Origin of the sequence: Galbibacter kalidii (assembly GCF_026241135.1) — a bacterium.
Classification (GTDB): Bacteria; Bacteroidota; Bacteroidia; order Flavobacteriales; family Flavobacteriaceae; genus Galbibacter.
The window spans coordinates 55,776-71,601 of sequence record NZ_JAPFGA010000012.1 but is presented as its reverse complement, the minus strand read 5'-3'; the positions used below and the strand labels follow the sequence as shown (position 1 = coordinate 71,601).

The following is a 15,826-nucleotide window of genomic DNA, read 5'->3' as shown; positions in this document are numbered from 1 at the left end:
ACAACTATAAGAATAAGAAAATGGAAGGCAATAAAACATTCACCATATCGGTTTATTCTGAAAATAACGTAGGATTATTGAACAGGATATCCGGAATATTTTTGAAGAGACATATTAATATTGAGAGTCTGAATGTTTCAAAATCTGAGATTGATAATGTTTCAAAATTTACGATCGTTATCTATTCTACTGAAGATTGGGCTCGTAAGATCGTTGGACAAATTGAAAAGCAGATCGAAGTGATCAAAGCTTATTATCACACCGACGAAGAAACCATATTTTTGGAAACGGGTTTATTCAAAATAGCTTCAAGACTATTGTTTGATGAACGTCAGATTCAGAATATCATAAAAGACAATCACTCAGAGATTGTAACGGTTTCTCCGGAATTCTTTGTCATCTCAAAATCGGGAAGGCGTGAAGAGATCGAAGAGATGTATGAACAGCTAAAACCTTATGGAATTATGCAGTTCGTAAGATCGGGAAGGATTTCCGTATCAAAATCAGAGATGCAAATCTCCAATATTTTAAAAGAATTTCAACTTTACTAAAAAGAATAATTACAACAACTAAAATTATAATAGATCAGAAAATGGCAAATTATTTTAATACACTTTCACTCAGACAGCAATTAGAACAATTAGGAGTATGTGAATTTATGGACATCTCAGAATTTAGTGATGGTGTAGAAAAACTAAAAGGAAAAAAAGTAGTAATTGTAGGATGTGGGGCACAAGGACTCAATCAGGGATTGAATATGAGAGACTCCGGATTGGATATTTCTTATGCCTTGCGTAAAGGAGCCATTAAAGAAAAGAGACAATCGTATGTAAACGCTACCGAAAACGGATTTACAGTAGGGACATACGATGAATTGATCCCAACGGCCGATCTGGTTTGTAACCTGACGCCGGACAAACAGCACAGCAATGTTGTGAGTACGATCATGCCTTTGATGAAAAAAGGATCGACATTGTCATATTCACACGGTTTCAATATCGTGGAAGAGGGGATGAAAATCCGTGAAGACATTACCGTGATCATGGTGGCACCAAAGTGTCCCGGTTCTGAAGTACGTGAAGAATACAAAAGAGGCTTTGGAGTACCAACACTTATAGCCGTTCACCCGGAAAACGACCCTGAAAGCAAAGGATTGGAGCAGGCAAAAGCTTATGCAGCTGCTACCGGTGGACACAGAGCTGGGGTATTGCGTTCTTCTTTTGTAGCCGAAGTAAAATCAGATTTGATGGGTGAGCAAACCATTCTATGTGGATTATTGCAAACGGGATCGATCTTGAGTTTTGATAAAATGGTTGAAAAAGGAGTCGATCCGGGCTATGCTTCAAAGTTGATTCAATACGGATGGGAAACCATTACAGAAGCCCTAAAGCATGGTGGAATCACTAATATGATGGATCGTTTGTCCAATCCGGCCAAAATAGAAGCGTACAGACTTTCAGATGAATTGAAAAAAATTATGCGTCCGCTTTTCCAAAAACATATGGACGATATCATGAGTGGACATTTCTCTAAAACCATGATGGAAGACTGGGCAAATGGAGATAAAAACTTGCATACATGGAGAGCAGAAACAGGGGAAACAGCCTTTGAGAAAACTCCAGCTGGTGATGATAACATCTCTGAACAGGAATATTTCGATAACGGAGTGTTGATGGTCGCTTTTGTAAAATCAGGAGTGGAATTGGCTTTTGAAACAATGACAGAAGCCGGAATTATTGAAGAATCGACTTATTATGAATCGCTTCACGAAACTCCGTTGATCGCTAATACCATCGCGAGAAAGAAATTGTTTGAAATGAACCGTGTTATTTCAGATACAGCTGAATACGGTTGTTATTTGTTTGATCATGCTTGTAAGCCACTATTGGCAAACTTTATGAAGACAATCGACACCAATGTCATCGGAAAGCCATTTGCTGCAAACAATTCTGTTGACAATAAAGAATTGATCGCGGTCAATGCTGAAATAAGAAATCATCCTGTGGAAGAAGTAGGAGCGTGGTTACGTTCTTCCATGACAGCGATGAAAAAGATTGTATAAATTTTAGAAGGCGGATTTATTTCCCTAAGCTGTCAGGCTGAGCTTGTCGAAGCCTTGTATTCTTCTAAAACTAAATAGCTATATGGAAACAGAAACAGTTTACATACCAAAAATTGAAAATGTAAGGAAGGCTGCTGCTACTCTCAATGGAGTGGCGGCAGTTACGCCTTTAACCAAAAGCTTACGCTATTCAAAAACCTTTGAAGCGAATGTGCTCTTAAAGCGGGAAGACCTTCAAGTGGTGCGCTCGTACAAGATCCGAGGTGCTTATAACAAAATCAGTTCTTTATCCGAAGAAGAACGGGAAAAGGGAATTGTATGCGCTTCCGCAGGAAATCACTCACAAGGGGTGGCCTATTCATGTAAGGAACTGAAGATTAAAGGGACTATTTATATGCCTTCACCAACGCCAAAACAGAAAATTGAACAGGTAAAGATGTTTGGTGAAGATTATATCGATATTGTTTTGGAAGGTGATACGTTCGACGATGCCAACAAAGCAGCCATGGCCGAATGTGAAAGGCAAGGAAAAACCTTTGTACACCCTTTTGACGATGAAAAAGTGATTGAAGGGCAGGCAACGGTCGGACTTGAGATCCTGGAGCAGACCAAAAAGGCAATCGATTATGTTTTTGTTGCAGTTGGTGGTGGCGGACTCGCATCAGGACTGGCGAGTGTGTTTCATGTACTTTCGCCTCAAACCAAGATCATTGGGGTAGAACCAGAAGGGGCGCCTTCAATGAAAACTTCGTTGGACAACAACGAGAACATCAAACTGGACAAGATCGATAAATTTGTTGATGGAGCTGCCGTACAACGTGTGGGGGATAAAACCTTTGCCATTTGCCAGCAATTGCTGAAGGAAATGATCACGATCCCGGAAGGGAAAGTATGTCAGGAGATCCTTGATCTTTACAATAAAGATGCTGTAGTCGTTGAACCGGCGGGAGCATTGACATTAGCTGCCTTAAGCTTGTTTAAAGACGAAATTAAAGGCAAAAACGTGGTCTGTGTGGTGAGTGGGAGCAATAATGATATTTTACGAACTCCCGAGATTAAAGAACGTGCACTCTTGTACGCAAATCTAAAGCACTATTTTATTGTACGTTTTCCACAGCGGGCAGGAGCTTTAAAAGATTTTGTAGCCGAAATTTTGGGTCCGAATGACGATATTACTCATTTCCAATATACCAAAAAGAACGCTAAGGTATATGCTCCGGCCGTGGTTGGTATCGAATTAAAAGATGAAGCCGATCTGGAACCTTTAATAGCGCGTATGAAAGCCCGTAACTTTTATGGGGATTATTTGAACAACAAACCGGATCTGTTTCAATATCTGGTTTGATAAAGTATAATCTTTGATGTTACCCTGAGCCTGTCGAAGGGTATTTCATCAGAGAACGATAAGTCTTCTACCCCGAAGCCTCGGGGCAGGATGACATTATCGATTTGAATTTTAATAAAGTAATACCGAACTTTATATCAATCAAAAAAAATTATGACTACGAAAACAAAAACACACAACCAGATTCCGGAGAAATTTCAGATAAAAGAACTGATTCACCAAAAATCATACCTTGTCAATGGTCAATTAAAACCGTGGACAGGAAAAACGACAGAAGTCTATTCTACAATTTCATCTACAGAAGATTATAAACCGACACTTTTGGGAAGTATTCCTTATATGTCTGAACCTGAAGCTAATGAAGCCTTGGAGGCTGCAGCCAATGCATTTGACAAAGGAAAAGGGCTTTGGCCTACCATGAAAGTAGTCGATAGGGTAGCCTGTATGGAAAAGTTTGTAAAGCAAATGGAAACCAAGCGTGACGAGGTAGTGAAGCTCTTGATGTGGGAGATCGGTAAAAACCTCCCGGATTCTGAAAAGGAATTCGACCGTACGGTTGAATATATCTATGATACCATTGAAGATTACAAACAACTGGATCGTGATTCGGCTAATTTTAAAAAGAGGGATGGAATCTATGCACATATCCGCAGGGGACCACTAGGTATTGTTTTGTGCCTTGGACCTTATAATTATCCGCTTAACGAAACTTTTGCTTTGTTGATTCCGGCATTGATCATGGGAAATACAGCCATTTTCAAACCGGCAAAACACGGAGTGTTGCTCATTACACCGCTTTTAGAAGCTTTTAGGAGCAGTTTCCCCAAAGGAGTGGTCAATATAGTGTTTGGTCGCGGTAGGGAAGTAGCAGCACCTATAATGAAGTCAGGACGGGTAGATGTGTTGGCACTGATCGGGAACAGTAAATCGGCTGTAGCTCTTCAAGATCAACACCCATACAAAAACAGATTGCGTCTAGTTTTGGGATTGGAAGCCAAAAACCCGGCTATTGTATTGCCCGATGCCGATCTCGATCTGGCTATTAATGAATGTATTGCAGGAACCTTGTCGTTTAATGGACAACGATGTACGGCATTAAAACTGGTGTATGTGCACGAAGATATAGTAGAGGAGTTCAATAAGCGTTTTGCAAAGCGTGTGGACGGATTGAAATATGGAAATCCATGGGATGAGGGAGCAGAACTCACACCGCTTCCCGAACCGGGAAAACCGGCATATATTCAAGAATTGATAGACGATGCAAAAGCCAATGGTGCTTCTGTGATCAATAAAAAAGGAGGGGAAACTACTGAGAATTATATTTTTCCCGCTGTGTTATATCCGGTGAAAAAAGAAATGAGGGTTTTCCAGGAAGAGCAGTTTGGTCCGGTGATTCCTGTGGTGCCTTTTAGTAATATAGACGAACCCCTCAACGATATAGCTGACTCCAATTACGGACAACAAGTAAGTTTGTTCGGTGCTGATATCCGTCAGCTGGCACCACTTATCGATACCTTGGTAAACCTGGTATGTAGGGTAAACCTAAACAGTTCGTGTCAACGTGGTCCGGATGTATATCCATTTACCGGAAGAAAAGATTCCGCAGTGGCTACACTAAGTGTTCACGATGCTTTGCGTTCGTTCTCTATCAGAACCTTTGTAGCGTCAAAAGACAACGAATACAACAATAGAATCTTGAATGATCTATTAGGCAGTAAAGCTTCCAACTTCGTAAGTACGGATTACATACTTTAACTTAGGGAGGCTGTTTAAAAAGCTGAAAATTTAGATGTCATGCAGAGCCTGTCGAAGCGCAGTCGAAGTATAATTCATTGAAACATAATATGTCTTCGATAAGCTCAGACTGACAAACCGAATTCATCAAGGGCTTTTTAAACAGCCTCTTCTTAGTTATATACCCACTGCCTACTGAAAAACTCCCAACATCCTTTTACAACAACATTCTCAGCCTTCACAACAAAGCATACTGTTTTAACGAGAAAAAATCATATTTTAGAAGAAAATAAATGAGAGGGTGTTTGTCAGTACACTCGACAACATATAAACCAAAAAAACATTAAATAATGAGAATAAAAGAGTTTGAGAAATTAAAACGGGAACTCCAGTTGAATGCCAAAAACGGTATTGATTTTATAATTTCTGCAGGTATCGTTTGGTTTGGGGTCTATATTATTTGGACTTTGGATTATCAATCTTACGATAAGAGCGTTTTTACCTTTATCATCAGTGCATTATTACTTCCATTGGCATTAGGACTATCAAAACTATTAAAGACAAACTGGAAAATAAAGGATAATCCGCTACAACCGTTAGGACTTTGGCTGAATTTCGCTCAACTTATTTACTTTCCGTTTCTGGTGTTCATTTTAATTAAATACCCCGATTATTTTATAATGGCCTATGCCGTGATAACAGGAGCCCACCTATTTCCCTACGCCTGGTTGTACGACGAAATAGGATATGCGGTGACAGCTGTACTTATTTCTGTGGGCACACTCATTATTACATTTAACGTAGACGTTGAAGAGGCTTTTTATATCCCCATTTTTACTTCCGTGGCTTTGTTTTTATTGGCAATTTGGATTCAGATAAACTTAAAGCGGTTTCGGAAGAAGGTGTTAATTGAATGATGGGGTGAAGGAGAAAATTATGAGGCTGTCTAAAAAGATTGTTTCTTGTTAGTTCGAGCACAATAGAACATCTTCATTTGGTGATATAGTATTCTGATTGAGTATTGTAGCGTCCCGATTGAATATTAATGCCTGATAGTGTGGATTTAAAATCGGTATAAGGATAGAGGTATTATGCTTCTGCAAACTAAGATTGAACTATTCCTTTTCACCAACCTCTTTTTCGACCTCGGTGAGGACTTTAAGTGCTTTTTCGTGTTCATCTTTATGAACAAACACTTGTACTTGGTTAAAGACCGCAGGGGCAAATCCGGCCAGGCGGGCAGATTCGCTTTCGTTTTTTATAATGGGATTTATGGAAACATCCTTAAGCCTACTTTCAAGTAAAGCGGCATAGGTACGTTCTCCGGTAAATATTCTGATATAGTCTTGCGTTTCCATATACTAAAGTTACGCATTATAATACTTACTTTTCCAAATAGCATGATTAAAATTTTTTCCCAAGGCCACCCCGTAAAAAATAACAAGACTTCCTACCATTTTAAACATAAAGAGGTAGATGAGCCAAAAATGGGTGCTGTTGTGGTCTTTTACAAATAGATCTAAGGGTATAAGTGCTGTAAGCAACCAACTGATAAGTAGCACAGTAATGCAGAGGTTTAAAAAGTTTTTAAAAGGAAGCACCAATAATTTCCGTAACGGATGGAGGTCATTTCCCCATTTATGAATGAGATAGTAATAATTGTTTCCGATAGACGCAAAGAGTAAGGGATCATCTGCATTTTCCAATTTAAAAAGCCTGGAAGGCGCTATGATTTTAAGTCCGTTAAGACTGGTGTCGTGTTGTTCTTCCAAATCCCTTATAGCTGTAATGGCTTCTTTTGGGAAAGTTCCTTTAAAATATTTGGTGTCCAAGAACCTGAGCCGGTAATCAATACATATTTTTTGAATTTGATCAATGTGATAGATCTTATCCGTTTCGAGCAGATCAAAGACAAAGTCGTTTTTTTCTGCACTATTTCCTGAAGTTAAAACTTCTTCTATCCTTTTGTTGTGCTCCGTTTCCGATTGTAGTATTCGATAAACAGTGTCCATAATATCCCTTTCATCGTAGTGTTTATCCCGATGGTGTCTTAGTTTCTCTTCAACATTTGTCCTTCGAAACATGGATTTTTGCTTTACGGATACGGTTTCCTATCAAATTTAAGGATTTCATAATTATTTTACGAATACTTTGATATAAGAAAATCACGTCAATTCGAGTTTTTTCATGAAAGAGAAAAGTATTGAGGACAAGCGATTTTCGACCAAAAACCTGATTTTAACACGCTACTCCTCAGGGACAAACCTCAGTGCGGCTCCGTTGATACAATGTCTTTTTCCGGTAGTTTTCGGACCGTCATCAAAGACATGACCGAGGTGTCCCCCACATTTGGCACAGTGCTCTTCATCCCGGGGGTAACCAATCTTATTATCAACCCCATAAGCTACATTGCCCTCAATGGCCCTGTCGAAACTTGGCCAACCACTACCGGATTTAAACTTGTGTTCGCTTTTAAAAAGGGGAGTGCCACAAGCGGCGCACACATAGGTGCCCTTTTCTTTTATATTTAAGAGATCACTACTGAAAGCCCTTTCGGTACCCGCTTTTCGCATGACGTAATAGGTTTCAGGAGGTAGTTCGGCTTTCCATTCGGCATCAGTTTTAGTGATGGGAAATTCAGCCTTGGCAGTGTTTTTTTCTTTTTTATCCTGTGCTTTGGTGTTGCAGGAGAATAGGCTCAAGCATACGATCAGTAAAAGAACTCTTTTCATAATAGAAGTGTTTAGTTATTGATTTTCAATCAATTGGTCGGACAGGGGTTAAAAACATTGCATAAAAAAAGCCCAAAAATTGGATTTTGGGCTTTGTTCGTTATTTTACTGATTAATCTATTTTAATACTAGATTTAAAAACTTGACTTACATCGTTTAGATCCATGATAGCTGCTTCATAAGAAGGTATAATCGCAATTCTAAAGGTTTGGTTATCTGTATAAGCAGGATCCACTGTTCCTAAATCGAAATCAAGGGATTCCATAAACAATAGAACATCGGCAATGGTGTAATCAAAATTATAGATTAAATCCCCATCTGCCATTTGAACTGTTTGAGGAAGGGCTCTCCATATATCGTCACCGTTTTCGGTTTGCCCCCATAAAATATAGACTTGGACAACATCAAAACCAGATACTTCAATTGATTCTGGAATTGAAACTGGTTCAGCATAATTATTTCCACTATTGAAGTTTACAGTTCTTTCAAAGAATTCAACAACAGGGGCATCTAGTCCCGGAGGTCCTTCCGGTCCTTCACAAGCAGTTAAAACAAATAGCGATACAAATAGTAATGTGATTATTTTTTTCATAATAGATTGATTTTTTATATCAGATACAAATGTTATGCCAAAATATGAAAAAAATTGTGACTAAATGCATCATGACTTACTCTATTTGTTATCCTCTATCACCAGAAGATCCAGATCTTCTTCTTGGAGGTATTGTTGTGCTAGGACGAGTATATATTATATCAACAGTGTTACTTATAATTTTACTTCCCTTACGAGTCATTAAAACTCTTCTAAATTTATATGTATATGATCTGTTATATGTATGTGGTCTGCTTCTAGTAGTAGTATTGCCATAACCATTATTTATTAAATTTGGATGGAAATCTTTTGTGTTAATCCCAATTGTTATCCAACCACCATCACTATATCTGGTTGGCGATCGATAATATTGCCAACGATACCACGCTACATCTAAGTTTGTAGAAACAGGTGGTAGGCCTTTGATTTCTTGAACATCTGCTTGATTGGTTATGGATTGGTTGCAACATATAGAATTATCACCCGGGCCAGGTGTAGTTACTGGGGCACCACCATTTATAACTATGGACCAATTATTTCTACTTGTATACCTAAGACCTGAATTTGTTACAAATTCAGCATATATTTTGTTGTTAGTATTATAAAAATCAGAAGAATTTAAAGTTACATCATAAGATTGAACATTAAGAGTACTCCATGAATTATTTGAGATAAACCTTTTTGCTCCCTGTTGTACGGGCGATAAAGACCCTTTACGTGTATATATTATGATATACCCATCTGAGGTTGATCCGGTTTTTGTTAATTCTACGGTAAATAATATTCTAACAGACTGCCCATTAGTAATTTCAATCGGACTCCCTGCCGCTATGCTTGCGCCGGAAGCATAAGACATATCATTTAATTTTACTTGTACTTGAGCATTTGCCTCGTAAAAAGTACTAGTAATCATCATTAAAATAAAGAAAACAGTTTTTTTCATAGTAAAAGTATTAAGTAAGATTTAGTTTCCAAAACTATGAAAAAAAAGCAATAATAGAAATTTTTCACATTATTTTAATGTATATTTTTCTATAAACCTAGAAAGTTGCTCGATAACTTCATTATTTCCCAATATTTTTCGATGTCCAAATCCTTCGGTGACAAGCAATTTTGAGTTTTTGAGGTTATTGTGGATATTGTGTGCAGAGGAAATTGGTACGTCCATGTCATTTTTGTCATGAATCACGAGGACAGGGATATCGACTTCTTTGGCCGAAACACTGGCGGAAAACTCATCGATGTCTCTTCCTATTTTTACATCAAATACGTTTTTCATGTGTAGCCCGACTTCTTTTTTTAATTCCAGTTTTTCGGTGAAATCAAAAACGATATCAGTTACGATATCCCCACTTCCAATAATGACCATGGATTTAATATCCAAACCGTTTTTAACGGCGTTCAGTAGTGTCATTCCTCCTAAAGAATGCCCCACAGCAGCTTCAAAAGGACCGTATTTTTTTTCTATTTCCATGACCGCTTCGATAAACTCACTCATATTAGAGACCTTTCCGGGGGCTTTTCCGTGAGCAGGAGCATCAAAACTGACAGTGTTGTACTCCATTTCGAGAAATTTATCGGCTATTTTAACCAACTGTGTTCCCCGACCGCTCCATCCGTGTACGAGAAGTATTTTCTTTTTGCTTCTTCCATAGCTATAGACAATTACTTTTTTATCAATAGATGGAATGGTGATTTCTTCCTGTTTTGAATCCGCGTCCATATGGAATTCCCGTTTGGGTATGGAATGTTTTATGGGAGTAGCAAATAATTTGGAAGCAAATTTACTTGCCAAGGCTGTCGAAATGAATTGCAGTATTTTGGCAAATATGACGATAGGTTTTGGTATTTTTACGCTCTGTTGGTAGTTTTCTTTACTTGTTGTGTCCATTTACCAATAATTTGAACTTGCAAGGTATTAATTATCGATCCTTTTTTATAAATTTAGTCGAAAGAATATTTTTGAGCGTAAACGATCATTAGATATTTAGAGCATTCAAAACCACCATAATACACAATACCCGAAAAATTATGAGCAAAGTACATTCGTACAGTCTGTTTACAAATTATGATATCGATCTTTTTAAGGCAGGAAAACACTATAGACTGTATGAAAAATTAGGTGCGCATCCGATGGAAAAAGATGGTGTTAAAGGATGTTATTTTGCGGTATGGGCGCCAACTGCCAAAACAGTTTCTGTTATAGGCGATTTTAATTATTGGACAGCCAGTGAGCATGAACTTCAGGTGCGCTGGGACGAATCGGGTATTTGGGAAGGCTTTATCCCCAGGGTTGAGCAAGGTGCCATATATAAATACAAGATACAATCACACAATCAGGATATAGAAACGGAAAAAGCAGACCCTTTTGCGTTTTATTGTGAAGAAAGACCCAACACCGCTTCTGTTGTTTGGAAGCCGGAACATGAGTGGCAAGACACCGCATGGATGGGTTATAGAAAAGATAAAAACGGTTTGGATAAGCCTTTTTCTGTATATGAGGTGCATTTGGGATCCTGGCGTAGAAAAGTGGAAGAGGGCGGACGTTCGCTCAATTATGTGGAATTGGCCGATGAACTGGTAAGTTATGTTAAAGAGATGAACTTTACCCATGTTGAGTTTATGCCCGTTATGGAACATCCATACGATCCCTCATGGGGATATCAAGTTACCGGTTATTTTGCGCCGACATCCCGCTTTGGGAAACCGGAAGACTTGATGCTGCTCATTGAAAAATTCCATCAGGCGGATATTGGTGTGATTTTGGATTGGGTGCCATCTCATTTTCCTGAGGACAGTCACGGACTTGGATTTTTTGATGGTTCACACCTGTATGAACACCCCGATAGGAGAAGAGGCTATCACCCCGATTGGAAAAGTCTTATTTTTAATTACGGAAGGAATGAAGTGCGTTCTTTTTTGATTAGCAATGCTATTTTTTGGCTGGATAAATACCATGTAGATGGTCTGAGGGTAGACGCTGTGGCTTCGATGTTGTATTTGGATTATTCAAGAGAAGAAGGAGAATGGGAACCCAATATTCATGGCGGAAGGGAAAATCTGGAAGCGATGGTATTCATAAAAGAGATGAACGAAGCTGTTTACACCAGTTTTGATGGAGTACAGATCATTGCAGAAGAATCTACTTCATATACCATGGTTTCAAAACCAGTACATACGGGCGGATTGGGTTTTGGAATGAAATGGATGATGGGATGGATGCACGATACCTTGGAATATTTCAAAAAATCGCCTGTTCACCGCCGTTTTCATCAAAATGATATTACTTTCAGCATGACTTATGCATTTTCTGAGAATTTTATGTTACCGCTAAGTCATGATGAAGTGGTTTACGGGAAACAATCCCTTTTTGGGCGTATGCCTGGTGACGAGTGGCAGCGTTTTGCGAATCTGAGATTGCTATTCAGTTATATGTTTACCCATCCGGGGACGAATTTGCTTTTTATGGGAGGGGAATTCGGACAATCCGGCGAATGGAATTTTCAAAATAGTTTGGATTGGCATTTGCTGCAGTACGAAGGCCATCAGGGAGTGAAAACCTTGGTAGCTGATTTGAATAAATTTTACACCAATCAACCGGCATTGTATGAAAAACAGTTCAGTACCGAAGGGTTTATGTGGATCAATTATAGTGATGCTGACAACTCGGTGCTATCCTACCTCAGAAAGGGGCACGACAAGCACAACGATTTGGTCGTCATTTGTAATTTTACACCGATGGTACGGGAAAATTATCGTATAGGAATGCCTAGAGGTGGGAAAATAAAAGAAGTTTTCAATAGTGATGACAAAAAATATTACGGTAGTGGGGTTTGCAATGAAAATGAAGTGCTTATCGAGGCTACTCCGTGGAACGAAAAGCCTTTTTCTGCCGTTGTCACCCTGCCGCCATTGAGCGTTATAATCTTTAAAATTTTATAAACAAACATTCATCATTTATTGATAACAAATTGTTTTATTTGTAAAAAATTGAAAAAGGATTTGCTATGATTGCCAACACTAAGCTAGAACAAAAAGGGAACCTATTTCCTTCCAAGATCATAGATCACAAAAAAGAAGTCGATAAGGTTACCTTTTATGCCGAGAATGATGTCGCTTTGCAGATTTCTTTTTTGAGGGATAGCGTGTTGCGTTTCAGATATGCAGCAGAAGTAGATTTTGAGTCCGATTTTTCATATGCGATTTCCGAGGATGCCACCTATGGGTACAATTTTTTAGAGATAGAGGAGAAGGATGATCACTTTAGTATGAAAACCTCCAAATTGGAAGTACGAGTAGCCAAAAAAGACCTTAGGTTGACTATTTTAGACATCAAGGGTAAGATCATCAATGAAGATGAATTGGGTTTTCATTGGGAAGAAAGCTATGAGTATGGGGGGAATGTAGTGAAGATGAGCAAGTTTTCACAAGAGTCAGAAAGTTTTTATGCCTTGGGCGATAAGCCTTCCCAGTTGAATTTAAGAGGTAAACGGGTTCAAAATTGGGCAACCGATCAGTATGCTTATGGAAAAGGAAAGGATCCACTGTATAAAAGTATTCCGTTTTATGTGGGGATGCATCACAATATCGCCTATGGGATATTTTTTGACAACACCTTTAAATCACATTTCGATTTTTGTCAGGAAAGAAGGAATATTACCAGTTTTTGGGCAGACGGAGGGGAAATGAACTACTATTTTATTTACGGACCTACCGTACCCGATGTGGTTATTGGTTATACGGATCTTACCGGAAGACCGGAACTCCCACCTTTATGGGCGCTGGGGTTCCATCAATGTAAATGGAGTTATTACCCGGAAGGGAAAGTAAAAAAGATTGCAAAAAAATTCCGAGAATTACAGATCCCGTGTGATGCCATTTACTTGGATATTGATTATATGGATGGTTTCAGGTGTTTTACCTGGAACAAGGAGTATTTCCCCGACCCTAAAAGAATGGTGAGCGAATTGGCGGAAGACGGTTTTAAAACCGTGGTGATCATCGATCCGGGAATTAAGATTGATAAAGAATACTGGGTGTATAACGAAGCAGTGGAAAAGGATTATTTCTGTAAGCGGGCAGACGGTCCGTATATGAAGGGTAAAGTATGGCCCGGTGAATGTAATTTTCCTGATTTCACCAATCCAAAAGTCCGCGAATGGTGGGCTGGTTTGTATGAAGAGCTAATCGCAGACATAGGAATAAAAGGGGTTTGGAATGATATGAATGAACCCGCTGTGATGGAAGTGCCCGGGAAAACTTTCCCCGATGATGTGCGCCATCATTACGACGGCCATTATTGCAGTCATCGTAAAGCACACAATATTTACGGTATGCAGATGGCAAGGGCCACCCATGAAGGGGTGAGACGATATATTTTCCCAAAGCGTCCGTTTGTTATTACCCGGTCTGCTTATTCGGGAACACAACGCTTTACCTCGGCGTGGACGGGGGATAATGTGGCTACTTGGGAACATCTTTGGGTTGCCAATATCCAAGTACAACGTTTGTGTATGAGCGGAATGTCTTTTGTAGGCTCGGATATTGGTGGATTTGCTGAACAGCCTAACGACGAACTTTTTGCCCGTTGGATTCAATTAGGGGTGTTCCATCCGTTTTGCAGGGTGCATTCAAGTGGTGACCATGGAAATCAGGAACCTTGGTCTTTTGGCGATGAGGTGACCGATATCACACGAAAATTTATTGAAATACGCTATCAATTACTTCCGTATCTCTACACCATGTTTTGGGAGTATAGCCAACACGGTATCCCGATGTTGAAATCTTTGGTGTATTATGATCAGGATGATCCGCATACACATTACCGTAACGATGAATTCGTTTTTGGTAATCATATCTTGGTGTGCCCTGTCCTGGAAGCCAATTCCAAAGGAAGGCGAATGTATTTCCCCCGAGGAAAATGGTATGATTATTGGAGTAGAAAACTTGTAAAAGGCGGAAGAGAGCGTTGGGTCGGGGCTGATATTGATACAATTCCGATCTTTATCAAAGAGGGGGCTATTATTCCCAAGTACCCGGTGCAACAATATGTAGGGGAAAAGGAAATAGATCAACTGACACTGGACGTTTTTTATAAATTAGGAGAAGAAAAATCGCAGGTGTTTGAAGATGCCGGCGATGGATTCGATTATAAAAAGGGAAGGTATAGCCTGCGGACATTCAAGCTGACCGGAAAGGAGAACGAGTTGATTATTCAGCAGTTCAAGGAAGGGAAATATGTAACAAGCTATGAGAATTTTAAAATGAATTTGATCGGTTTACCTTTTGAAGTGAAATCAATTCAGCTGGATAATGTTGAAATCCCAATAAGTGAAGTTAAACTGAATGGGGATAACAATATGATCATTAAAAAAGAATTTACAGAACTCCATATTAAAGGAGTGTAATATTTTAATTATCTTAGTATATAGAACTAGTGTCTAACTTCTTATTAACTATTTTATTCAATACATTAAAAACTTAAAAAGATGAAAAAATACGCATCTATAGCGGTTTTTGTTTTGTTGGTGATTTCCTGCTCGACAAACCCGTTTACTGGTAAAAGCACCCTGAATTTTCAGTCGAACGATCAAATTTTTCCAACTTCGTTTGCACAATATGATCAATTTTTAAAAGAAAACAAGGTGATAACCGGAACTGCTGATGCTGCAGCTATCAAAAGAGTAGGACAGCGAATTGCCAATGCAGCAGAGCGTTGGTTTAACGCCAATGGATATGAAGGTTATTTGAACGATTACCGTTGGGAGTATAATTTAGTGGACGATGATGCCGTAAACGCTTGGTGTATGCCTGGAGGTAAGATTGTTTTTTATAACGGAATCATGCCGATCTGCCAAGGAGATACCGGAATTGCAGTGGTAATGGGCCACGAAGTGGCACATGCTTTGGCTGATCACGGAGCTCAACGAATGAGTGCGGGTACACTTCAACAACTTGTGGGGGTAGCCGGTAGTGTAGCCTTGAGTAAGAATCCACAAACACAACAGATATTCACACAAGCTTATGGAATAGGCTCACAGGTAGGTGTGATGTTGCCTTTTAGCAGAAGTCACGAAACGGAAGCCGATGCCATCGGAATTAGGCTAATGGCCATTGCAGGTTACAATCCTGAAGAAGCTGTTAGGTTGTGGGAGCGTATGAGTGCGCAAGGAGGGGAAGCACCCCCTGAAATGCTTAGTACTCACCCCTCTAGCCAAACCCGTATTGCCAAATTAAAACAATTGGTGCCGACGGCTAAAGAAGAAGCTGCACGATATGGGGTGACTTCTTTCCAATAATGATTTCTTAATCTCGATAACAAAATAATTATCTATATTTGAAAGGTTGCTGAAAAATACCTA

The 15,826-nt window shown here is 39.2% G+C and carries 14 protein-coding genes; 8 read left to right on the top strand and 6 right to left on the bottom strand.

Going from position 1 to position 15,826, the window contains the following annotated elements; genetic code table 11:
* The first annotated feature begins 20 nt into the window (after positions 1–20).
* The 5 genes from ilvN (at position 21) to OOZ15_RS12835 (ending at position 6,058) form a co-directional block, all read left to right on the top strand.
* Positions 21–551 (top strand): acetolactate synthase small subunit, encoded by a 531-nt coding sequence (ilvN, locus tag OOZ15_RS12855; RefSeq protein WP_265956826.1) that lies wholly within the window; start codon positions 21–23, stop codon positions 549–551.
* 41 nt (positions 552–592) lie between these two features.
* Entirely contained in the window at positions 593–2,062 is a 1,470-nt protein-coding gene (ilvC, locus tag OOZ15_RS12850; RefSeq protein ID WP_265956825.1) for a ketol-acid reductoisomerase, read from the top strand.
* Between the two features lie 82 nt (positions 2,063–2,144).
* Positions 2,145–3,407, top strand: a complete 1,263-nt coding sequence (gene ilvA / locus OOZ15_RS12845; RefSeq protein WP_265956824.1) for a threonine ammonia-lyase IlvA — start codon at positions 2,145–2,147, stop codon at positions 3,405–3,407.
* 153 nt (positions 3,408–3,560) lie between these two features.
* Positions 3,561–5,162, top strand: a complete 1,602-nt coding sequence (locus tag OOZ15_RS12840; RefSeq protein WP_265956823.1) for an NADP-dependent glyceraldehyde-3-phosphate dehydrogenase — start codon at positions 3,561–3,563, stop codon at positions 5,160–5,162.
* A 329-nt stretch (positions 5,163–5,491) separates the two neighbouring features.
* Positions 5,492–6,058: a DUF7010 family protein gene (locus tag OOZ15_RS12835; protein ID WP_265956822.1), complete on the top strand. Its 567-nt coding sequence runs from the start codon at positions 5,492–5,494 to the stop codon at positions 6,056–6,058.
* 198 nt (positions 6,059–6,256) lie between these two features.
* Here OOZ15_RS12835 and OOZ15_RS12830 read toward each other — a convergent pair whose 3' ends face one another.
* The 6 genes from OOZ15_RS12830 to OOZ15_RS12805 form a co-directional block, all read right to left on the bottom strand.
* Positions 6,257–6,499 carry a putative signal transducing protein gene (locus tag OOZ15_RS12830; protein ID WP_265956821.1) on the bottom strand — a complete coding sequence of 81 codons (243 nt, stop codon included), beginning with the start codon at positions 6,497–6,499 and terminating at the stop codon, positions 6,257–6,259.
* 9 nt (positions 6,500–6,508) lie between these two features.
* A complete protein-coding gene (locus OOZ15_RS12825) occupies positions 6,509–7,225 on the bottom strand; it encodes a hypothetical protein (protein ID WP_265956820.1) in 717 nt (238 codons plus the stop codon).
* A gap of 162 nt (positions 7,226–7,387) precedes the next feature.
* A complete protein-coding gene (msrB, locus tag OOZ15_RS12820) occupies positions 7,388–7,873 on the bottom strand; it encodes a peptide-methionine (R)-S-oxide reductase MsrB (RefSeq protein WP_265956819.1) in 486 nt (161 codons plus the stop codon).
* 112 nt (positions 7,874–7,985) lie between these two features.
* The gene (locus OOZ15_RS12815) at positions 7,986–8,465 is read right to left on the bottom strand and encodes a hypothetical protein (RefSeq protein ID WP_265956818.1); all 480 of its coding nucleotides are present in this window, start codon (positions 8,463–8,465) and stop codon (positions 7,986–7,988) included.
* Between the two features lie 88 nt (positions 8,466–8,553).
* On the bottom strand, positions 8,554–9,408 hold the full coding sequence (locus OOZ15_RS12810; protein ID WP_265956817.1) for a hypothetical protein: 855 nt from the start codon (positions 9,406–9,408) through the stop codon (positions 8,554–8,556).
* Between the two features lie 69 nt (positions 9,409–9,477).
* On the bottom strand, positions 9,478–10,356 hold the full coding sequence (locus OOZ15_RS12805) for an alpha/beta hydrolase (protein ID WP_265956816.1): 879 nt from the start codon (positions 10,354–10,356) through the stop codon (positions 9,478–9,480).
* Positions 10,357–10,496: 140 nt separating this feature from the next.
* Between OOZ15_RS12805 and glgB the strand changes: the two genes are divergently transcribed.
* The 3 genes from glgB to OOZ15_RS12790 all read left to right on the top strand — a co-directional run bounded on the left by glgB (position 10,497) and on the right by OOZ15_RS12790 (position 15,763).
* Entirely contained in the window at positions 10,497–12,407 is a 1,911-nt protein-coding gene (gene glgB, locus OOZ15_RS12800) for a 1,4-alpha-glucan branching protein GlgB (protein ID WP_265956815.1), read from the top strand.
* A 65-nt stretch (positions 12,408–12,472) separates the two neighbouring features.
* A complete protein-coding gene (locus OOZ15_RS12795; protein ID WP_265956814.1) occupies positions 12,473–14,872 on the top strand; it encodes a glycoside hydrolase family 31 protein in 2,400 nt (799 codons plus the stop codon).
* Positions 14,873–14,953: 81 nt separating this feature from the next.
* Entirely contained in the window at positions 14,954–15,763 is an 810-nt protein-coding gene (locus tag OOZ15_RS12790; protein ID WP_265956813.1) for a M48 family metallopeptidase, read from the top strand.
* The last annotated feature ends 63 nt before the right edge of the window (positions 15,764–15,826 follow it).